The organism is Terrabacter sp. Soil810 (genome assembly GCF_001429645.1).
Taxonomy (GTDB): domain Bacteria; phylum Actinomycetota; class Actinomycetes; order Actinomycetales; family Dermatophilaceae; genus Terrabacter.
The window spans coordinates 251,721-272,193 of the sequence record NZ_LMSW01000001.1; the positions used below are offsets into that span (position 1 = coordinate 251,721).

A 20,473-nucleotide genomic window follows, 5' to 3' on the forward strand; every position below is an offset into this window, starting at 1 on the left:
GTTGTGGGGTGCCGCGAGCGGGAGGACAGTCGTCGCATGAGCGACTGGGACTTCAGCGGCCTCAAGGCCACGTACGTCAACTGCACCCTCAAGAAGAGCCCCGAGATGAGCCACACGCAGGGGCTCGTCGACGCGAGCGCCGCCATCATGCGTGAGCACGGGGTCACCGTCGACGAGATCCGCTTCGTCGACCACGACGTCGCCACCGGCGTCCATCCCGACATGCGCGAGCACGGCTGGGAGACCGACGCGTGGCCCGACCTCTACCCCGGGATCCTCGACAGCCAGATCCTCGTCGTCGCCGGACCCATCTGGCTCGGCGACAACTCGAGTGTCACGAAGCGTTTCATCGAGCGCATCTACTCCCTCAGCGGGCTGCTCAACGACCGGGGCCAGTACCTCTTCTACGGCAGGGTCGCCGGCTGCCTCATCACGGGCAACGAGGACGGCATCAAGCACTGCGCGCAGAACGTGCTCTACAGCCTCCAGCACGTGGGCTACACGATCCCGCCCAACGCCGACGCGGGCTGGATCGGCGAAGCCGGCCCCGGACCGAGCTACCTCGACGCCGGGAGCGGCGGCCCCGAGAACGACTTCACCAACCGCAACACGACGTTCATGACGTGGAACCTCATGCACCTCGGGGGGATGCTCCACGACGCGGGCGGCGTGCCGGCATACGGCAACCTGCGCTCCGCCTGGAACGGCGGCGAGCACTTCGGCTGGCACAACCCGGAGTACCGCTGAGTCGCCCCGAGTGGGCAGTCACCCCGTGCGGATGATGCCGAGGGCGACGGCGGGTGGCGACCATGGAGCGAGCACCGATGAGGTGCTGCCCTCCGAGAAAGGTCGCCCCATGTCGTTCTGGGACATCGTCTGGTTCATCGTCATCTTCTTCGCGTTCGCGTCCTACCTCCTGGTGCTGTTCTCGATCGTCGCCGACCTGTTCCGCGACCCCGAGGTCTCCGGCGGGATGAAGGCCGTCTGGGTCGTGTGTCTCATCTTCTTCAGCTTCATCACCGCGATCGTCTACCTCATCGTCCGCGGTCGCGGCATGAACGAGCGCTCGGCGAAGAAGTACGCGGAGGCCCGCCAGGCGCAGGACGAGTACGTCCGAGATGTCGCGGGGGGCTCGACCATCTCGGCGCCCGAGCAGATCGCCAAGGCGAAGGAGCTGCTCGACGCGGGCACCATCACCTCCGACGAGTTCACCGCCCTCAAGGCGAAGGCCCTGGCCTGACCGCTGGGCCCGCCGCTCGCTGACGGCACCACTCGCAGGCGCCCTCCCGGAGGACTCGGCCGAACGCGCCGAGCGCCTCCGGGAGGCATGAGGGCGTATGCCGCCCGCTTCCCGGTGCGTCTCGCTCAGACTCCGTGGGTCGCGGCGACGAGGGCCTGGTAGCGCGCCACGACGTCGGTGTGCGCCTGCTCGTCCCCGGGCGGGACGGCATACTCCGAGTCGATCTCGAGGGCCCACGTCGGCGGGTCCTGCTCTCCCGACAGGGCCCACGCCGCCTGGCGGGCAGCCCCGACCCCGACGTACTCGGCCGGCGCCGGCACGACGACCGGCGCGCGGAAGAGGCCCGGTGCGATCTCGCGGACGGCGCGTGAGGCGGCCGCTCCGCCGATGAGCATGACGCGTCCGACCTCGACGTCGTGGTCGCGGAGGGCGTCGACGCCGGCGACGAGGTTGCACAGCATCCCCTCGACCGCGGCACGGGCGAGGTTCTCCGGCGTCGCGTTCGAGCGGGTGAGCCCGCTCAGCGTGCCCGTCGCGTCGGGCAGGTCGGGGGTGCGCTCACCGTCGAGGTAGGGCAGGAGGGTGAGGCCGCCGGCACCCGGGCTTGCCTGCAGGGCAAGGCGATCGAGCTCGGCCAGGTCGACGCCGAGCATCGAGGCGGCTGCCGTCAGCACCCGGGCCGCGTTGAGCGTGCACATGAGTGGGAGGTGGTGGCCGGTCGCGTCGGCGAAGCCCGCGATGGCACCGGTCTCGTCGCGGATCGCCGAGCGGTGCGGCGTGAAGACCGTGCCGCTCGTGCCGAGCGAGACGACGACGTCACCGGGACGGAGCGTCAGGCCGAGGGCAGCGCCCATGTTGTCGCCCGTGCCGGCGGCCACGAGCAGGCCTTCTGAGGTGCGACCGGCGGCCTGGTTGGGCGCGAGGACCTCGGGCACCTCGAGGGACCGGCCGAAGGCCCGCTCGAGCAGGTCGAGCCGGTAGTCGCCGTCGGCGGCCGACCAGTATCCGGTGCCCGACGCGTCCCCACGGTCGGTGCTCCATCGCTCGAAACCCTTGCCCTGCTGGAGGATCCGACCGGTCATCCAGTCGTGGGGGAGGACGACACGGGCCACGCGTGCGGCGTGGTCGGGCTCGTGCTCGGCGAGCCACCGCAGCTTCGTCACGGTGAAGCTCGCGACGGGGACGAGGCCCACCGCGTCGACCCAGGCGCCGACACCGCCGAGCTCGGCCGTGAGGTCCGCGGCCGCGCCGGCGCTGCGGGTGTCGTTCCAGAGCAGGGCGTCTCGCACGACGGTGTCGTCCTCGTCGAGCGTGACCATGCCGTGCTGCTGGCCACCGACGGCGAGCGCCGAGACCCCGTCGAGGATGCCGTCGCCGGCGGCCAGCGCGTAGGCCTCCCACCAGCGGTCGGGGTGCACCTCGGTGCGGTCGGGGTGTGGGGCCCGGGCCGTGCGCACGACCTGCCCCGTCTCGGCGTCGCAGACGACGATCTTCGTCGACTGGGTCGAGCTGTCGACCCCCGCGACGAGCGTCCGGCCTTCGGTCACGAGGTGCTGCTCCGCCCGGTCCATGACTGCAGCGTCTCCCGGGAGCCCCTGCTGCGCAAGGCCCCCAGCGCTCTCGTGAACACGGAGGTGAAGCGTGCGTCGTCGACCAGCGCCCCGAAGAGGTCGCGGTCGCGCAGGAAGGCGAGCGGGTCGTCCCCCTGTCTGGCCGCAGCGGCCATGACGCGCTCCTTGATGCGGTCGACGACCTCGATCGGCTCGCCCTGCTCGTCGACGCCTTCCGCGTAGCGTGCCCACGAGGCGACGACGAGAGCCGACCGGTCGATCTCGCCGCCCGTCTCGAGGTTGCGGTTGATGACGGGCACGAGCCATTTGGGGATGCGGTCCGAGCTCTCGGCGCAGAGCCGGGCCAGGGTGTCGCGCACCTCGGGGTTGGCGAAGCGAGAGACGAGCTCGTGACGGTACGCATCGAGGTCTACCCCCGGTACCTCCGGCAGCGTCGGGCTGCCCTCGTGCTCCATGTAGCCGAGGAGGAAGTCGACGAAGAGCGGGTCCTGGCACACCTCGTGCGCGTAGCGGTAGCCGGCGAGGTAGCCGAGGTAGCACAGCGCCTGGTGGCTCGCATTGAGCAGGCGCAGCTTCATCAGCTCGTAGGGCACGACGTCGTCGACGACCTGCACGCCGGCGTCCTCGAAGCGTGGCCGCCCGTCGGTGAAGTGGTCCTCGAGGACCCACTGCGTGAAGGGCTCGGACACCACGGGCCAGCCGTCCACGACCCCGACCTCCTCGGCCAGCCGGTCGACGTCGTCCTGGGAGGTGACCGGTGTGATGCGGTCGACCATGCCGTTCGGGAACGACACGTGCTGCGCCATCCAGTCGGCGAGGTCGGGATCCTTGAGCCGGGCGAAGGCCGTCATCATCCTCCGCGCGACGTCACCGTTGCCGGGCAGGTTGTCGCACGACATGACCGTGAAGGGCCGCTCGCCGGCCGTCCGCCTCGCCGCGAGACCCGCGACGACGTAGCCGAAGACGGTGCGCGGGACGGCACCCTCCTCGAGTTCGGCCCGGATCGACGGGTCGTCGGCGTCGAACTCGCCCGTCACCTGGTTGACGAGGTAGCCGCCCTCGGTGATCGTCAGCGACACGATGCGGGTGCGCGGGTCGGCCAGGCGGTCGACGACGGCCTGCGGGTCGTCCGGCGCGAACATCATCTCGACGATGCTCCCGATGACGCGTGGCTCCCGGTGACCGTCCGGGTGCTTGACGACGAGCGTGTAGAGGCCGTCCTGCGCCGTCAGGGTGTCGACGATCCGCCGGTCGTGGGGCAGGGCGCCGACGCCGCAGATGCCCCAGCCGAGTGCCCCGTCGACGCCCTGCTCCATCAGCCGGTCGACGTACATCGCCTGGTGGGCCCGGTGGAAGCCGCCCACGCCGAAGTGCACGATGCCCGCCGTGACGGCCGCGCGGTCGTAGGTGGGCCGGCCCACCCCGTCGGGGAGGTCGTCGAGGGTCGCGCCGTTGAGGGCGGTGGGCCGCGGGGGCGAGGGGGCGGGCGTGGTGGTCATGGTCGTCTGGTCCTCTCGGAGGTGTCTGAGGCGTCGGCGCCGGGGCGGCCGGTCATCGGGGTGGTGCCGGTCGTCGTCGACGCGCGGCTGACCGTGGTCAGTGCGTCTCGGACAGGCTCCACATCGTCCACAGCTCGGTCCGCATGCGTCGTGGCTGTCGCAGGGTGTAGGTGACGGCCTGCGCGATGTCCTCCGGCTCCATGAAGTCGCCCTCGGACGGGTCCCGGTCGCCGAAGCGGCCGTCGGCGGCGGCAAAGGGGGTGTTGACGCCGGCCGGAGCGATCGTCGTCGTGCGGATCCCCTCGGACCGCAGCTCGCGGTCGAGGGCGTAGCCGAGGTTGATCTGGGCAGCCTTGGTCGCGGAGTAGACCGCCTCCTTGCCGCCCCCGATGAGGAGACCGGCGACCGAGCCGATGATGACGATGTCGCCACCGTCGCCCTGGGCGCGGAACTGGCGCACGGCGGCCCGCGCGAGCCACACGGTCCCCTTGACGTTGACGTCGACCATGAGCGAGACCTCGTCGGCCGAGTAGTCGAGGACGCCGCCGTAGAAGCCGACGGCGGCGTTGGCCACGACGGAGTCGATCCGGCCGAAGGCCTGCACGCCCGCGGCGACGAGCGCATCGGCCGTGGCCTCGTCCCGGACGTCGCCGAGGCCGGTGGCCAGCCGGTCCTCGCCCCAGGCGTCGCGCAGCGGGGCCAGGGCCTCGGGCCGGACGTCACCCGCGACGACGCGGCCGCCCGCCTCGAGGACGAGCCTGGCGATCGCGCCACCGATGCCACCCCCGGCACCGGTGACGACGACGACCGTGTCCTCGAGGCTCCGTCCGCGGTCGACGGTACGGAGGGTGGTCGGACCCGGCGCGGAAACGATGCCGGTCACTTGATGGCTCCCATCGACAGGCCGCGGACGAGCTGCTTCTGGGCGGCCCAGCCGGCGAGGATGACAGGGAGGGCGGCGATGGTCGCTGCGGCGGACAGGACCGCGAGGAACTGGCCTCTGCCGTCGACGAAGCTGCCGAGGAAGGGTGGTGTGGTGCGGGCGGCGGAGCTGGTCAGCAGCAGTGCGAGGAAGTACTCGTTCCAGGCGAAGATGAAGCTGATGAGCGCCGCGGCCGCGACTCCGGGCAGCACGAGCGGCAGGACGATCCGCACGATCTCGCGGAACATGCCGGCCCCGTCGACCCGGGCCGCCTCGATGATCTCGTAGGGGACCTCGAGGAAGAACGAGCGCATCATCCACACCGTGACGGGCAGGTTCATCGCGCCGTAGACGATGCCGAGCATGTAGATGTTGTCGAGCAGCCCGATGGTCTTGAAGATCATGAAGAGCGGCAGCACGATCGCGGCGAGCGGCATGAACCGGGTCGAGATGAAGAAGGACAGGGAGTTCTCGACGTTCTTGACCCGGCGGATCGACAGCGCGTACGCGGCGGGGATGGCGAGCGTCACCGAGATGATCGTCGCGATGACCGCGGCGGTCAGCGAGTTCTGGAGATAACCGGCCATCCCGCGGTCCATCGCGAGCTGGTAGCCCTCCGTGACGGGCTTGAAGATGAACGTCGGGTCGACCGACGACGCGAGGGACTCCGGCTTGAACCCGTTGAGGACCATCCAGAAGACCGGGAAGAAGAAGATGAGCACGAGGATCCACGTGACGAGGGTCGTGAGGGCCCCCCGGGCCGACCGGGTCGACCGGGTCGAGCTGGTGGTGTCGGTACGGCTGTTCATCGGCTTCCTCCTGCCATGAAGACCTTGAAGACGCTCTTGAGAGCGATGGTCGCGACGATGATCGTGAGGACGACGGTCACGACGCCGTATGCCGCTGCCTGCCCGACGTCGAGGCCGATGAAGGCTCGCTCGTAGAGGAGGTACGCCAAGGTCTTCGTGCCGCCGGTTCCCTTGGTGAGGATGGCGATCGGGTCGAAGACCTGCAGGATGATGACCGAGCCGAGGAGCACCCCGATCTCGATGTACATCCGCAGGTGGGGCAGCGTGATCCACGTGAAGGTCCGCCACGTGCCGGCCCCGTCGACCTGGGCCGCCTCGAGGATGCCCTTGTCCTGGCCCTGCAGCCCGGCCAGCAGGATCAGCATCATGAACGGCGTGAACTGCCAGGTCAGCACGATGACGACCGTGGCCATCGGGTGCTCGGTGCTCCACGCCACGACCGGCAGGTGCAGGGACCGGAAGACCCAGTTGATCATCCCGATGTTGGTGTCGAACATCGAGTACTTCCAGATGAGCGAGGCGGCCGCCGGCATGATGAGGAACGGCGTGATCATCAGGGTGCGGGCGAGGGCGCGACCGCGGAACTGGCGGTCGAGCAGGACGGCGAAGAGCAGGCCGAACAGGACGGCCAGGGTGACCGAGAAGGCCGTGATGAGCACCGTGGCCCGGATCGAGGGCCACAGGTCACCGGAGGTCAGCGCACTGGTGTAGTTGTCGAACCCCGCGAAGGCGCGGTCGTTGGGGTAGAGCAGGTTCCACTTCGTCAGCGAGAACCCGATCGTCGTCAGGAACGGGATCTGCGTCAGCAGGATGAGGAAGACGACGGCCGGCAGCAGCAGGCCCCGGTTGCGCCAGAGCTCCTTCTTCTGCACGCGCCGCTTGTCCGTCGCTGTGGCCGCTCGGACGTCCTCGAGCTCGATGGGTTGTGTGGTGGTGGTCATGTCGGCACTCCCTCGTGCGACTGGTGCGACTGGTGCGACTGCAGGGTGGAGAAGGTGGGTGGTGCCGGGTCCGGGGTGTGCCGGACCCGGCACCACCTGTCATCGGGGCTTCATCGGGGCGTCACTTCTTGTGCTTGTCCCCGGCCGTCTGGGCGATGGTCTGGCACTTGCCGAGCGCGTCGTCGATCGTGCCGCGGTTGGCCAGGTAGTCCGCGACGAGCTGGGCGCACTGGTTGCCGACGTCCTGGAATTCGGGGATCGAGACGTACTGGATGCCGACCCAGGGCTGCGGGTTCACGCCCGGCTGCTTCGGGTTGACCGAGCTCATGACGTCGAGGGTGATCGGCGCGTACGCCTTGGCGGCGTCCTTGTACTCGGGCAGCTCGTAGGTCGAGGTGCGCGAGCCCGGCGGGACGTTGGACCAGCCGATCTTCGTGCCGACGAGCTTGATGTACTCCTTGCTCGTGGCCCACTTGACGAACTTGACCGCCGCGTCCTTCTGCTTGGTCGAGGTCGGGATGGCCAGGTTCCAGCTCCAGAGCCAGCCGGACTCCTTCGTCTTGTCGACCGGCATGTGGGCGTAGCCCATCTTGCCCTTCACGGGCGAGTCGGCTGCCTCGAGCATCGAGGCGGCGACGGAGGCGTCGGCCCACATCGCGGCCTTGCCCTCCTTGAGCGCGGTGAGGCACTCGTTGAAGCTGTAGGAGACGGGGTCCTTCTCGCCGGACTCGTCGAGCATCGTCTTGTAGAAGGTGACGGCTTCCTTCCACTCCGGGGTGTTGACGGTGGCCTTCCAGCTGCTGTCGTACCAGTTGCCCCCGAAGGTCTGCACGACCGTGGTGAGCGGAGCGAAGAGGTCACCCCAGCCGGGCTTGCCGCGCATGCAGATGCCGGCCATGTCGGCGGTGTTGACCTTCTTGGCCGCGGCCGCGACCTCCTGCCACGTGGGGTTCTGCGAGATCGTGACGCCGGCCTTGTCCAGGACCTCCTTGTTGTACATGAGGATCGAGGACTCGCCGTAGAACGGGACGGCGAAGAGCTTGTTGTCGAAGGTGTTGACGTCGCGCACCGGAGGGAGCAGGTCGTTGACGTCGTACGACGCGTCGGACTGCAGCTCGGGGGTGAGGTCGACGAGCCACCCGTTGGCGCCCCACTGGGGAGTCTCGTAGGCGCCGATGGTGACGATGTCGTACTGCCCGGCCCCGCTCGCGACGTCGGCGGTCACCGCCGCACGGAGGTCGCCCTCCTCCATGACCTGGAAGTTGACCGTGACGCCGGGGTTCGCCGACTCGTACTCGGTCTTGAGCTTCTCCATGTCCTTCATCTGGCCGTTGTTCACGGTGGCCACCTTGAGGGTGACGGCCCCGCCGGCGGCGCCGGTCGAGCCGCTGCCGGACTGCACCGCCCCGGAGGAGCAGGCAGTCACCGTCATGGCGACCGCGACCGCTCCCGTCCCCAGCGCGAGCATGCGCTTGTTCGCAAGCATTCCCAACTCCTTTGGTAGGCATATCTCGTTCCGTCGGCCCGGTTCGACCGGCCCTCGCGGTGTGATCTCCGCTTGGTTCTCTTGACGGGAACTTGCCGGAACGGTATTGAGCCCGGAGCCGGACCAACAAGCACCATCAGCCCTCTGTCGTTGATACGATTTTGCGCAGGGGATGGTGTCGGCAAAGACATTTCGGGCACCGCCCCGCATGAACTGGTGACGATGAGGTCCCGCGCGGCAAAGGAGACGAAGATTTCGTATCGATCCGGCCAGTCTTCCGATGGCGAGCCACGCACGCCCGACCACGAGTCGGCGCGCTCGGTACCGTCCAGCCTCATGCTGGGGCAGCCGGTGCGGCGCGAGTACATCCCGCACCACCCGCAGGCCTCCGTGCGCGTCCTCACCCATGACTTCCCGAGCGAGATCTGCGGTTGGGGGTCGCATCCCGAGTACGAGATCCACCTCATCACCAAGACGCGTGGCAGCTTCATCGCGGGCGACCACATCGGCACGTTCGCGCCGGGCCACGTCAGCCTGATCGGGCCCAACCTCCCGCACGACTGGGTCAGCGACCTCGCCGAGGGGCAGGTGGCGGTCGACCGTGACGCCGTCATCCAGTTCAGTGACGAGTGGATCCGGGCGGCCATGGAGCACCTGCCCGAGCTCGCCGAGGTCTCCGAGGTGCTCGCGCGCTCGACCCGGGGCATCGTCTTCTCGGGGGCGACTGCCTGGCGCGCGGCCGAGACGATCATCGCGTGCGTCCACAGCCAGGGGGTCGAGCAGCTCGGCCACCTCTTCAAGCTCCTCGCTCTCTTCGCCCACGCCCAGACCGACGAGTACGAGCTCGTGGCGAGCGAGTGGATGGGGCGTCCCACCGACGCCGCGTCACGCGACGCCGGCGAGGCCGGGCTCAGCTACATCTTCGACAACCTGACGGGCGACATCCGCCTGTCGACCGCTGCACGGCTGGCATACATGTCCGAGCCGACGTTCTCGAAGTACTTCAAGACCGCCACGGGCATGACCTTCTCGAGCATGGTCAAGAAGCTGCGGATCGCCTACGCCCGTCGCCTGCTCGACACGACCGAGCACTCCGTGGCCCAGGTCGCCGAGATGAGCGGCTACCACAACATGGCGAACTTCAACCGTCAGTTCCTCGCCGAGGTGGGGACGACGCCGACCGCCTACCGCCGGCTCGAGTCCGACCAGAAGCCGCCTCCCGAGCTCTTCAGCCTGGGTCGACGGGCGCCGTCGCACTGACCGCCACCCACCCGTTGCCCACGATCAGAGACGTTCGGGTCCGGTCGCGCGTCATTTGTGTGACGTGCCCGGCAGAGCCGCCGCTACCCGCGGGTCGTGCCCTAGGTTCGTGAACCAGTGCCCACACCCCTCCGTGCGAAGGAGCCCAGCGTGCAGATCGGTGTCCCCCGTGAGACCCGCGCCCGCGAGACGCGCGTCGCCGCGACGCCCAAGACCGTCGAGCAGCTGATCGGGCTCGGCTACGACGTCGCCGTCGAGAGCGGTGCGGGGGAGCGGGCCAGCTTCTCCGACGAGGCGTATGCCGCCGCGGGGGCTCGTGTCGTCACCGCCGAGGACGCGTGGGGCTCGCCGATCGTCCACCAGGTCAACGCGCCCTCCGACGAGGACATCGCGCGGCTCCGCCCCGGCACCGTCCTCGTCTCGCTCCTGGCGCCGGCGATCAGCCCCGACCTCGTCGAGAAGTTGCGTGCCGCGGGTGTCACCGCGATGGCGATGGACGCCGTCCCGCGCATCAGCCGGGCCCAGTCGCTCGACGTCCTGTCGTCGATGGCCAACATCGCCGGCTACCGCGCCGTCGTCGAGGCTGCCCACGAGTTCGGTTCCTTCTTCACCGGCCAAGTCACGGCGGCCGGCAAGGTGCCGCCGGCGAAGGTGCTCGTCGCCGGGGCCGGCGTGGCCGGCCTCGCCGCGATCGGCACGGCCCGCTCGCTCGGGGCCATCGTCCGCGCGACCGATGCCCGGGCCGAGGTGGCCGAGCAGGTCGAGTCGATGGGCGCCGACTTCCTGGCCGTGCAGCTGCCCGAGGTCGATGCCGCCGCTGCGTCGAGCGACGGCTACGCCAAGGAGATGGGCGAGGAGTACAACCGGCGGGCCGCCGAGCTGTATGCCGCCCAGGCTCCTGACGTCGACATCATCGTCACGACCGCGCTCATCCCCGGACGCCCCGCGCCGCGACTCATCACCGGCGAGATGGTCGCCTCGATGAAGCCGGGCTCGGTCATCGTCGACATGGCGGCGGCCAACGGCGGCAACGTCGAGGGCTCCGTGGCCGACGAGCTCGTCGTCACCGACCACGGCGTCACGATCATCGGCTACACCGATCTCGCGGCCCGGCTGCCCACGCAGGCGTCGCAGCTCTACGGCACGAACCTCGTCAACCTCATGAAGCTGCTGACGCCGGGCAAGGACGGCCAGCTCGTCCTCGACTTCGACGACGTCGTGCAGCGCAACATGACCGTGGCGCGTGACGGCGAGCTGCTCTGGCCCCCGCCCGCCATCCCGGTGAGCGCGGCTCCCGTCGCGCAGACGGCGGTCGGCACCAAGGTCGTCAAAGAGCCTGAGCCACCGAAGGATCCACGACGAAGGTATGCCGCGATGGTGATCGGCGCGGGCGTGTTCGCCGCGGTGGCGGCCGTCTCGCCACCGAGCTTCCTCGGGCACTTCACGGTGTTCGCGCTCGCCGTGGTCATCGGCTACTACGTCATCGGCAACGTCCACCACGCGCTGCACACGCCGCTGATGTCGGTCACCAACGCGATCAGCGGCATCATCGTCGTCGGCGCCCTGCTCCAGCTCGGTGCGGCCGGGTCGATCGGCGGCACCAAGGGCGTGGTCATCATGGTGCTCGGCTTCGTGGCCGCGCTCCTGGCGAGCATCAACATCTTCGGTGGCTTCACCGTGACCCGCCGCATGCTGACGATGTTCCGGAAGGGCTGACCGCACATGGACATCGCACTCATCCAGGCGGCATACATCGTCGCGGCGCTGCTCTTCATCATGTCGCTCGCCGGGCTGTCGAAGCACGAGACCGCCCGCGACGGCAACGTCCTCGGCATGGTCGGCATGGGCATCGCCCTCGTCGCCACGCTCTGGCTCTCCCTGCGCGATGCCGCGTGGTCGGCCTGGCTGCTCATCGGTGTGGCGATGGTCATCGGTTCCGCGATCGGCATCGCCCGGGCCCGCAAGGTCGAGATGACCGGGATGCCGGAGCTCATCGCGATGCTCCACTCCTTCGTCGGCGCGGCGGCGGTGCTCGTCGGCATCAACACGTTCGTCGCCACGTCCGATCTCGTCGGCGTCGAGGGCGAGGCGGTCCACCTCGTCGAGATCTTCCTCGGCGTCTTCATCGGAGCCGTGACCTTCACCGGGTCGATCGTGGCGTTCCTCAAGCTGTCGGCCCGCATCTCGAGCAAGCCGCTGATGCTGCCGGCGCGCCACTGGCTCAACCTCGCTGCGCTCGTCGTCTCCGCGGGCCTGCTCGTGTGGTTCGTGGCGGCGCACTCGATCGTGCCGCTGCTCGTCATGACCGCTATCGCGCTCGCCTTCGGCTGGCACCTCGTCGCCTCGATCGGCGGCGGTGACATGCCCGTCGTCGTGTCGATGCTCAACAGCTACTCGGGTTGGGCGGCTGCCGCGGCGGGCTTCATGCTCGGCAACGACCTGCTCATCGTCACCGGCGCGCTCGTCGGCTCGTCGGGTGCCTACCTCTCGTACATCATGTGCAAGGCCATGAACCGGTCGTTCGTCTCGGTCATCGCCGGGGGGTTCGGCTCCGACGGCGCGGTCTTCGACTCGGACGTCGACTACGGCGACCACCGCGAGACGAACGCATCAGAGGTCGCCGACCTGCTCAAGAACGCGTCGTCGGTCGTCATCACGCCCGGCTACGGCATGGCGGTCGCACAGGCGCAGTACCCCGTCGCCGAGCTGACGGCCAAGCTCCGGGAGCGCGGCGTGGACGTCCGGTTCGGCATCCACCCGGTGGCCGGCCGCCTCCCCGGCCACATGAACGTGCTCCTCGCGGAGGCTCGCGTACCCTACGACATCGTCCTCGAGATGGACGAGGTCAATGACGACTTCCCCGCCACGGACGTGGTGCTCGTCATCGGCGCCAACGACACCGTCAACCCGGCGGCCGCAGAGGACCCGACGTCGCCGATCGCCGGCATGCCGGTCCTGCAGGTGTGGAACGCCAAGGACGTCGTCGTCTTCAAGCGCTCGATGAACGCCGGCTACGCTGGCGTCCAGAACCCGCTCTTCTTCCGCGACAACTCGGCCATGCTCTTCGGCGACGCCAAGGAACGCGTCGAGGACATCATCAAGGCCCTCTGACCAACGCCGAGCTCTGCGCGACCCCGATCCCCGCGACCATCGGATCCTGCTCCGTTTTCGGGAGCAGCTTCCGAGTCGCGCGGGGATTGGTCCGGGACGTTGCGTATCGGATCCTGCTCCGTTTTCGGGAGCAGCTTCCGAGTCGCCCACTGTCACCGGTCACTGTCAGCATCGCCGGATATTGGAGGTGGGGTCGATGGGCGACACGCAGCGAGAGACTCCCGGCGCCGACATCGGTGGCGGTGACCTGGACGAGGTCTTCGACGGAGCGCGCTACATCGTGCGGGCACGTCGCCTCGCTGATCTCAGCCAGCGCGAGCTGGCCGACTCGATCGGCGTGTCGAGGGCGACCGTCGGCCGGCTCGAGTCAGGGGCAGCCCGGGTCGACACGGGCACGCTCTCGGTCATTCTCGCGAGAGCCGGTCTCCGTCTCGCGGTCCTGGATCGCGAGGGACGTGAGATCGCGCCGTTCCCGGTCGATGTCCTGCGAGACCATGCCGATCGGCGTTTTCCCGGGCATCTCGACGCCAGGCCACCACAGGATGCGCCAGCCGACCGCGTCCACCCTCGGCGCGGTGCACCGGAGCCGTTGGGCTGGTACCAGCAGCGCCCGTCTCGGGCCCGTCGACGCGTCCGGTTGGGAATCCCCGCCGACCATCCGACGGTCAGCGGGCTGCGCGAGAGCCGACAGGCGGCGTACTGGAAGGGCGTGGCGAGGGCGGAGGCCCGTCGAGCTGCCGACCCCCAGCCCGAGTGCTCGTGCTTCGACGGCTGCTTCGAACGCGCGTGCCTGACCAACTGCCCGTGCCAGTGCGAGCCGGACCACCGGTCGAGCCTCCGATCGGTGCGCCCGACGGACCCGGACTAGGCCACAGCGGACAGCCGACAGCCCGCCCGTGACGTCACGAGCGGGCTGTGCAGGCGTACGTGCCGCCCGGTCAGCGTTCGCTGAGGACCTCGGGGGCTTCTCGGCTGCCTTCTTCCTCCTCGCCCGTCGCCAGCTTGCTGTGCTGGCGGGAGTAGAGGAAGTAGATGAGGAAGCCCAGCAGCATCCAGATGACGAACCGGATCCACGTCTCGACCGAGAGGTTGAGCACGAGGTAGAAGCAGGCGGCCGCGGACAGCCACGGCACGACCGGGTTGCCCGGCACCTTGAACGAACGCTTGAGGTCGGGACGCCGCTTGCGCAGGATCGGGACGGCGAGCGAGACGAGCATGAACGCCGTCAGGGTGCCGATGTTGACCATCTCCTCGAGCTTGCCGATGGGGGTCAACGAGGCGATGAGGGCGACGACCGTGCCGATGATGAGCGTGAGCCTGACCGGGGTGCTCGTGCGCGGGTTGGTCCGGCCCAGTCCGGCCGGGATCAGGCGGTCACGGCTCATCGCGAACGTGACGCGCGTCGCGCCGATGATGAGGGTCATGACCACTGTGGTGAGGCCGGCGACGGCGCCGGCCGAGATGAGCGTGGCGTAGCCCTCCTTGCCCACGGACTTGAACGCCGTGGCGAGCGCCGCATCGGGGTCGATGTCCTTGTAGTTCTGCATGCCGGTGATGACGAGCGTGACGGCCACGTAGAGCAGGGTGCAGATGGCGAGCGAGCCGAGGATGCCACGGGGCAGGTCACGCTGCGGGTTCTTGGCCTCTTCGGCCGTCGTCGCGACGACGTCGAAGCCGATGTAGGCGAAGAAGACGATGGCGGCGCCGGCCATGATGCCCATGACGCCGTACGTCGCGGGAGTCATGCCGGTGATGACCTGGAGCAGCGGCGTCGTCAGGCCCTCTGCGGCCTTGCCCGGCTGGGACGGCGGGATGAACGGCGACCAGTTGTCGCGGTTGATGAACTGGATGCCCGCGAAGATGACGAAGAGCACGATGAAGAGCTTGACGCCGACGAGCACGAGGTTGACGCGCAGCGACTCCTTGATGCCCCAGGCGATGAGCAGCGTCAGGCCGGCGATGAGCAGGAACGCCGGCAGGTCGAAGTGCGACCCCGGCCCGACCGATTCCGGCCAGGTCACTCCCAGCTGCTCCAGGAAGGTGACGAAGTACTGTGACCACCCCTGGGCGACCACGCTCGCGCCGAGCATGAGCTCGAGCAGCAGGTCCCAGCCGATGATCCACGCGATGAGCTCGCCCAGCGTCGCGTAGGAGAACGTGTAGGCCGACCCGGAGACGGGGACCGTCGACGCGAACTCGGCGTAGCAGAGAGCTGCCAGACCGCAGACGATCGCACCGATGACGAACGACAGTGCGATGGACGGACCGGCGTAGTCCTTGGCGGCTCTGCCGGTCAGCGTGAAGATGCCGGCGCCGATGATGACACCGATGCCGAAGACCGTGAGGTCAAGGGCGCTGAGTGTCCTCTTCAGCTTGTGGTCGGCCTCTTCGGACGAGGCCATCGAGGCCTCGACCGACTTGGTGCGGAACACGCTCATGCTGTCCTCCGAGCGGTCGGTGACGGGCGGATCATCACAAACTAGCGGTGAGCGCGACCGCCTGCGAGTCCTGCCCGGGCGTCGTGGGCCGCGCGGCGCGGGGAGGCCGCGGCTACCCAGTGGTACCCGCCCGGCCCACATCTGTGTCACCCGGAGCCGGGACCCCGGAGGACCGGTCAGTCGTCGGAGCGCGGCCAGATCGGGCCGGTGTCGGCCCCGCGGCGGCGGCGCTTGAGGTCGTCGCTCTCGTAGACCGTCTCGGACCGGTCGGACGGCCGCTGGATCGGGACCGCCCGGGAGTAGGAGTCGAGGCGGTCCTGGATCGGGTTGTGGGTGCGGTGGACATCGGGGTACGCCGAGCCACCGCTGGGAGCGATCGGGCTGGCGGGGGGCGTCGGTCCGCCGGGTTGCCCTGTGTCGTCGGGGAACTCGCCGTCGAGCTCCTCGAAGTCCTCATCGCCCGGGGGCGGCACGATGTGGAAGATCTCGGCGCAGATGTCGCGGTAGGTCTGGTCGGGGTTGGGCACCCACTTGACCTCGCGCAGGGCCTGGTCCTGGCCGGCGCTCTCGAGGACGAACTTGCCGTAGCCGAGGAACTGGCCCGGGATGGAGCGGACGTAGCTCATGTCGGTGACCTTGAGCAGCGGCATCATCGCGACCTTGTGCGAGATGAGGCCGTAGCGCAGCAGCAGCCGCTTGTCGGTGGCCACGAACCAGTTGTGGCTCCAGTCGAGCAGGCACCAGAGGAGCCGGGCGAGCAGGGCGAAGAAGAGCCACCAGAAGATCGTGCCGAGGGCCTGCGTGGCCTTGGTGACGTTGGAGTCGACCCACACCGCCGCGATGAGACCGAGCAGGGTCGTGGCCACGGGCTCGGCGAGCTTGCCCCAGTGGGCCCGCACGGCGGTGACCAGCTTCTCGCCCGGGAGCAGGATCGGCGCCAGTCCCGCCGGTACCTCCGTGCTCCGCATGAACGCCATGAGCTCAGTGTGCTCGCATCATCGGTTGAGCAGGGACCCGAAGAACTCGAGGATCGCGTTGAAGCCGTCGACGAGGACACCCCAGATGTTGGTGACGATGTCGGCAGCCTTGTCGGGGGACGTGAACACGGCGTAGGCGAAGAACGCGAGCACGATGATCAGGATGATCTTCTTGGCCTTGGGGCCCATGGTGTGTCGCTCCTTGGAGGGAAGGTGCTGGGGCTGCCTGACAGCCCCACGGCACAGGGGTGGGACCAGTGTGCCGTACGTGGCTGGTGGGGTGCGTCACCAGCGTCCGCGTGTCGGTCCGGTGGGTCCGGTGGGTCCGGTCGGTCCGGTCGGTCCGGTGGGTCCGGCCGCGCCGCTATCCTCCTCGCGTGTCGCGAACGCCAGCGTATGCCGCCGAGCTGCGCACCGCGCTGACCCGCGCCGTGCGCGGGATCGACGAGCGTGACCTGACCCGCGCGACCGCGGCCCTCGTGTCGCGCTACCGGTCCGTGGCGCCCGCCTCGGCGCCGATCCTCGCGTCGCGGGTGCACGTGGCGGCCTATGCCGCCTACCGGATGCCGGCGACGCACGCCGCCCTGTCGAGGGTCCTCGTCGACGTCGCAGGTCGGGGTCTGGAGCCGCGCTCGATGCTCGACCTCGGAGGGGGCACCGGCGCGGCGGCATGGGCGGCGGCAGGCGCCTTCGAGTCGCTCGAGACGATCACGGTGCTCGACCAGGTCGAGGACGCGCTGGACCTCGGGCGCGAGCTCGTCGCCGACGCGTCGTCGCCCGCGCTCGCGAGCGCGACGTTCCGGCGCGCCGTCGCCGGCTCCTGGCCTGAGCTCGACGCCGACCTCGTGACGGTGTCCTACGTGCTCAGCGAGCTCGACGAGGCGCAGCAGGACGCCCTCGTCGCCGATGCGATGCGTCGGGGCCGTGCCGTCGTGGTCGCCGAGCCTGGGACGCCGGACGGTTACGCCCGCGTGCTCCGCGTCCGGTCGGTCCTGCTCCGAGCCGGCTGGACCCTGCTGGGACCGTGCCCACACTCCGCGGACTGCCCTCTCGCCCGAGGCGACTGGTGCCACTTCGCGGCACGCGTGAGCCGCTCCGCCGAGCACCGTCGCCTCAAGGGAGGGGAGCTGTCCTATGAGGACGAGAAGTTCTCATGGGTCGCAGCTGCCGCACCAGGGGTCCTCGACACCCTTACCGCAGAGGTGAGTTCGGGTCGCATCCTCCGACATCCCTTGAAGCGCAAGGGGTTCGTCGAGTTCCAGGTGTGCCGGCCCGACGGGACCGCGGGCCGCGAGGTGGTCTCGAAGAAGGCGGGGGAGCGCTACCGGGGGGCGCGCGACGCCGACTGGGGCGACGCGCTGCCCTGACCCGGCGGCATACGCCATCGGTGGGGTGGGCTCAGACGACGCCGTAGAGGCGGTCGCCGGCGTCACCGAGACCGGGGACGATGTAGCCCTTCTCGTTGAGCTTCTCGTCGATGGTGCCGAGGACGACCTTGACGGGGATGTCGGAGTCGGCGAGCTCGTCCTCGAGGTGCTTGATGCCTTCGGGAGCGGCGAGCAGGCAGACGGCCGTGATGTCGCGGGCGCCCTTGGCGGTGAGGTAGTCGATCGCCATGACGAGCGTGCCACCGGTGGCGAGCATCGGGTCGAGGATGAACACCTGTCGGCCGTTGAGGTCGTCGGGCAGGCGGTTCGCGTAGGTCGAGACCTCGAGCGTCTCCTCGTTGCGGATCATCCCGAGGAAGCCGACCTCGGCGCTGGGGAGCAGCTTGACCATGCCGTCGAGCATGCCGAGGCCGGCCCGCAGGATCGGGACGATGATCGGCTTGGGGTTGGAGAGCTTGATGCCGGTCGTCGGCGCGACCGGTGTCTCGATCTCGAACGGCTCGACGCGGACGTCGCGCGTCGCCTCGTAGGCGAGCAGCGTGACGAGCTCCTCGGCGAGGCGCCGGAAGGTGGGACTGTCGGTCCGCTTGTCGCGCAGGTAGGTCAGCTTGTGGGCGATGAGCGGGTGGTCTGCGACATGGACGTCCATGGGTGGAAACTTAGCGCGTGGCGAAGAGATCCGAGACCCCCGGCAAGAGCTCCGTCCCGACACCGGAAACGTATGCCGCGTGGGTCGGCCAGGCGCTCGACCTCGCGGCGGCGACCGTGGGCTCGCAGGACGTGCCCGTCGGGGCGCTCGTCGTCGACCCCGAGGGTGACGTGGTCGGCCGCGGGCGCAACGTGCGCGAGGAGCGCGGCGACCCGACGGGGCACGCCGAGGTGGTCGCGCTGCGGGAGGCCGCGCAGGCGGTGGGTTCGTGGCGGCTGGACGGCTGCACGCTCGTGGTCACGCTCGAACCGTGCGTCATGTGCGCGGGTGCGGCGATGGCGGCGCGGGTCGAACGGGTCGTGTTCGGCGCCTGGGACCCGAAGGCGGGGGCGTGCGGATCGGTCTGGGACCTGACGCGGGACCCCCTCGCGACGCACATCGTGGACGTCGTCGGTGGGGTGCGGGCGGAGGAGTCGGCGGCCCTGCTGGTCGACTTCTTCGAGGGCCGGAGGCTCGGCGACTGAGACCAGCGGTGCTCGTAGAGCGGCCGCGTGTCGTCAGCGTCCCGGTGGCCGCTTCTTGAGCGCCGTCACGGTCATGCCGGGTGGACCGGCGACCGGCAGCGAGGTGTACGACGAGGCGCTCCAGCCGTCAGCCGGGTTGGCCCAGTGAATCGTCCACGAGCGTCCCCGGTCGGTCGAGACGGCAACTTGGGCGAAGCCCGACTGGCTCGAGAACCAGACCGCGACCGACCCGTCCTGCCCGTTCGCGGCGTACGGAAGGGCACCGTCCTCGCTCGGGGACTTGACCGTGACGTCGACGGTGGCGAACGTCTCGTCGTCCTGCTGGATGAACACGCGCGCGGACCCGCTGGAGTTGTCGAGGTGCTGAGTGCCCACCCAGCCCTTGGTCGTGTTCGAGTCCCACTGGACGTCGCCCGGGAGATCGAGTGCGTGCACCGTCCCGTGGAGGTCGACGAGGCAGGGCCCCGAGGCGCAGGTGCTGAACTGCTGCCCCGGTCGGGGTCGAGCACCGGTCTTGACCTCGAACGGCTGTGGTTCCTTCATGGTCGGTGAGATCAAGGCGTAGTCGTCGCCGGCCCACGCGGCGATGATGGCGAAGTTGCCGGCGAAGGCTGGCCTCACGACCTGCTCGCTCTGCAGCAGGTGGGTCAGGCGGTGGCCCTTGCCGTCCACCACCTCGACGGCCAGCGCTGCGTTCTCCTGGTCACACGTGGGGGAGCTGCCGGAACCGGGGCGGCACCGTTGCCAGACGATCGCTCGCCGGGACGCGACCTGTGGTGATGTCACCACATAAGCCTGCCGGGCGTCGGGGTGGCCGACGACCGCTTGAGGGGTCACGGGCGGCCATGGCTCCGGTGCCGACGTCGAGGGTGACGGGATGGCGTGGGTCGGGATGAGGGGCGGTGAGCTGCGGACCCGCGACGGGGTGGGGGAGGTCGTCGGTAGCGCGCTCGTCGGCGCCCACGGTGAGACGGACGTGGCGGCGAACAGGGCGACCACGGCAAGCACGGTGCCGGCCGCGCCCAGGCCCACTCGGCGCGCCATGTGCCGTCGGTGCGCGCGCGCGGCCCGGCTCAGGCTGCCCGAGAGCGAGGGCCGCTCGAAGCTTGCCGCGGCCGGGAGACCCCGACTGCCGTCGAGGTCGTCGCGGCGGAAGGAACGCCGCACGACCTGGTTGCGGGCGGTCACGCGCAGCCAGTCGAGCGGGCGCCCGATCTCGGCGAAGTCGGGCAGTGCGGCGGCCCGGCGGAAGGCCTCGTCGACCGCGGCCTCGGCGGCCCCCGCGCTCCCGCAGATCGCGGTGAGCTCGCCGACGAGCTCCGCGTGGTACCGGTCGAAGGCCTCCTGCACGGCGACCGGCGCCGGGCTCGGCATCAGTGGCGAGGCGTCAGCCATGGTTTCCAGCCTTCTGCGGTCTCCGTCGTGATTTCCGTGGCCCTCTGATCGTGACCCGTCGGCGGGGTCTCGCGTGGGGGATTGGCGATGTCCGGGCTGCTCGGGGACGCCACTGGTCGATTTCTTGGAGGGCCGGAGGCTCGGGTAAGGTCTCCTCTCGGTGGCGTGTCCGAGCGGCCTAAGGAGCACGCCTCGAAAGCGTGTGTGGGGGTAACTCCACCGTGGGTTCAAATCCCACCGCCACCGCCAGAACGACGAAGGAC

The 20,473-nt window shown here is 69.5% G+C and carries 19 protein-coding genes and 1 tRNA gene; 9 read left to right on the forward strand and 11 right to left on the reverse strand.

Annotated elements, in window-relative coordinates; translation table 11 throughout:
- Positions 1 to 36: 36 nt before the first annotated feature.
- Together ASG96_RS01100 and ASG96_RS01105 are read left to right on the forward strand one after the other, a co-directional pair.
- On the forward strand, positions 37 to 747 hold the full coding sequence (locus ASG96_RS01100; RefSeq protein ID WP_057586051.1) for a flavodoxin family protein: 711 nt from the start codon (positions 37 to 39) through the stop codon (positions 745 to 747).
- A 109-nt stretch (positions 748 to 856) separates the two neighbouring features.
- Positions 857 to 1,240, forward strand: a complete 384-nt coding sequence (locus ASG96_RS01105; RefSeq protein ID WP_057586054.1) for an SHOCT domain-containing protein — start codon at positions 857 to 859, stop codon at positions 1,238 to 1,240.
- 125 nt (positions 1,241 to 1,365) lie between these two features.
- Here the strand turns inward: ASG96_RS01105 and xylB are convergent, their stop codons facing one another.
- The 6 genes from xylB to ASG96_RS01135 all read right to left on the reverse strand — a co-directional run bounded on the left by xylB (position 1,366) and on the right by ASG96_RS01135 (position 8,468).
- Positions 1,366 to 2,811: a xylulokinase gene (gene xylB, locus ASG96_RS01110; RefSeq protein WP_057586057.1), complete on the reverse strand. Its 1,446-nt coding sequence runs from the start codon at positions 2,809 to 2,811 to the stop codon at positions 1,366 to 1,368.
- On the reverse strand, positions 2,784 to 4,310 hold the full coding sequence (locus ASG96_RS01115) for a mannitol dehydrogenase family protein (protein ID WP_057586060.1): 1,527 nt from the start codon (positions 4,308 to 4,310) through the stop codon (positions 2,784 to 2,786). The genes xylB and ASG96_RS01115 overlap by 28 nt, the downstream gene beginning before the upstream one ends.
- A gap of 97 nt (positions 4,311 to 4,407) precedes the next feature.
- Positions 4,408 to 5,193 (reverse strand): SDR family oxidoreductase, encoded by a 786-nt coding sequence (locus ASG96_RS01120; RefSeq protein ID WP_056756193.1) that lies wholly within the window; start codon positions 5,191 to 5,193, stop codon positions 4,408 to 4,410.
- Positions 5,190 to 6,041, reverse strand: a complete 852-nt coding sequence (locus tag ASG96_RS01125) for a carbohydrate ABC transporter permease (protein ID WP_057586063.1) — start codon at positions 6,039 to 6,041, stop codon at positions 5,190 to 5,192. The genes ASG96_RS01120 and ASG96_RS01125 overlap by 4 nt, the downstream gene beginning before the upstream one ends.
- On the reverse strand, positions 6,038 to 6,982 hold the full coding sequence (locus tag ASG96_RS01130; protein ID WP_057586066.1) for a carbohydrate ABC transporter permease: 945 nt from the start codon (positions 6,980 to 6,982) through the stop codon (positions 6,038 to 6,040). Before ASG96_RS01130 ends, ASG96_RS01125 begins: the two co-directional genes overlap by 4 nt.
- 121 nt (positions 6,983 to 7,103) lie before the next feature.
- Entirely contained in the window at positions 7,104 to 8,468 is a 1,365-nt protein-coding gene (locus tag ASG96_RS01135; RefSeq protein ID WP_057586069.1) for an ABC transporter substrate-binding protein, read from the reverse strand.
- Positions 8,469 to 8,804: 336 nt separating this feature from the next.
- Here ASG96_RS01135 and ASG96_RS01140 point away from each other — a divergent pair, with 336 nt between their 5' ends.
- The 4 genes from ASG96_RS01140 to ASG96_RS01155 all read left to right on the forward strand — a co-directional run bounded on the left by ASG96_RS01140 (position 8,805) and on the right by ASG96_RS01155 (position 13,707).
- Positions 8,805 to 9,728, forward strand: coding sequence for an AraC family transcriptional regulator (locus ASG96_RS01140; protein WP_056756204.1), 924 nt, complete (start codon positions 8,805 to 8,807; stop codon positions 9,726 to 9,728).
- Between the two features lie 150 nt (positions 9,729 to 9,878).
- Positions 9,879 to 11,444, forward strand: a complete 1,566-nt coding sequence (locus ASG96_RS01145) for a Re/Si-specific NAD(P)(+) transhydrogenase subunit alpha (RefSeq protein WP_057586072.1) — start codon at positions 9,879 to 9,881, stop codon at positions 11,442 to 11,444.
- A 6-nt stretch (positions 11,445 to 11,450) separates the two neighbouring features.
- Positions 11,451 to 12,839: a Re/Si-specific NAD(P)(+) transhydrogenase subunit beta gene (pntB, locus tag ASG96_RS01150; RefSeq protein ID WP_057586076.1), complete on the forward strand. Its 1,389-nt coding sequence runs from the start codon at positions 11,451 to 11,453 to the stop codon at positions 12,837 to 12,839.
- A 196-nt stretch (positions 12,840 to 13,035) separates the two neighbouring features.
- Entirely contained in the window at positions 13,036 to 13,707 is a 672-nt protein-coding gene (locus tag ASG96_RS01155) for a helix-turn-helix domain-containing protein (RefSeq protein ID WP_057586079.1), read from the forward strand.
- A 70-nt stretch (positions 13,708 to 13,777) separates the two neighbouring features.
- On the opposite strand, the gene ASG96_RS01160 is transcribed toward ASG96_RS01155, so the two are convergent.
- From ASG96_RS01160 to ASG96_RS23715, 3 genes are all read right to left on the reverse strand, one after another.
- A complete protein-coding gene (locus ASG96_RS01160; protein ID WP_057586081.1) occupies positions 13,778 to 15,277 on the reverse strand; it encodes an APC family permease in 1,500 nt (499 codons plus the stop codon).
- A gap of 176 nt (positions 15,278 to 15,453) precedes the next feature.
- A complete protein-coding gene (locus ASG96_RS01165; RefSeq protein ID WP_057586084.1) occupies positions 15,454 to 16,254 on the reverse strand; it encodes a PH domain-containing protein in 801 nt (266 codons plus the stop codon).
- An 18-nt stretch (positions 16,255 to 16,272) separates the two neighbouring features.
- A complete protein-coding gene (locus tag ASG96_RS23715; RefSeq protein WP_200958604.1) occupies positions 16,273 to 16,443 on the reverse strand; it encodes a hypothetical protein in 171 nt (56 codons plus the stop codon).
- Between the two features lie 188 nt (positions 16,444 to 16,631).
- Here ASG96_RS23715 and ASG96_RS01170 point away from each other — a divergent pair, with 188 nt between their 5' ends.
- Positions 16,632 to 17,621, forward strand: a complete 990-nt coding sequence (locus ASG96_RS01170; protein ID WP_235509015.1) for a small ribosomal subunit Rsm22 family protein — start codon at positions 16,632 to 16,634, stop codon at positions 17,619 to 17,621.
- A gap of 31 nt (positions 17,622 to 17,652) precedes the next feature.
- Here the strand turns inward: ASG96_RS01170 and upp are convergent, their stop codons facing one another.
- Positions 17,653 to 18,291: a uracil phosphoribosyltransferase gene (gene upp / locus ASG96_RS01175; protein ID WP_056756223.1), complete on the reverse strand. Its 639-nt coding sequence runs from the start codon at positions 18,289 to 18,291 to the stop codon at positions 17,653 to 17,655.
- 17 nt (positions 18,292 to 18,308) lie between these two features.
- Here upp and ASG96_RS01180 point away from each other — a divergent pair, with 17 nt between their 5' ends.
- A complete protein-coding gene (locus tag ASG96_RS01180; RefSeq protein ID WP_057586086.1) occupies positions 18,309 to 18,815 on the forward strand; it encodes a nucleoside deaminase in 507 nt (168 codons plus the stop codon).
- Positions 18,816 to 18,848: 33 nt separating this feature from the next.
- Here ASG96_RS01180 and ASG96_RS01185 read toward each other — a convergent pair whose 3' ends face one another.
- A complete protein-coding gene (locus tag ASG96_RS01185; protein WP_057586088.1) occupies positions 18,849 to 20,210 on the reverse strand; it encodes an RNA polymerase sigma factor in 1,362 nt (453 codons plus the stop codon).
- 159 nt (positions 20,211 to 20,369) lie between these two features.
- Here ASG96_RS01185 and ASG96_RS01190 point away from each other — a divergent pair.
- Positions 20,370 to 20,459: transfer RNA gene (locus ASG96_RS01190), tRNA-Ser, on the forward strand.
- Positions 20,460 to 20,473: the final 14 nt, after the last annotated feature.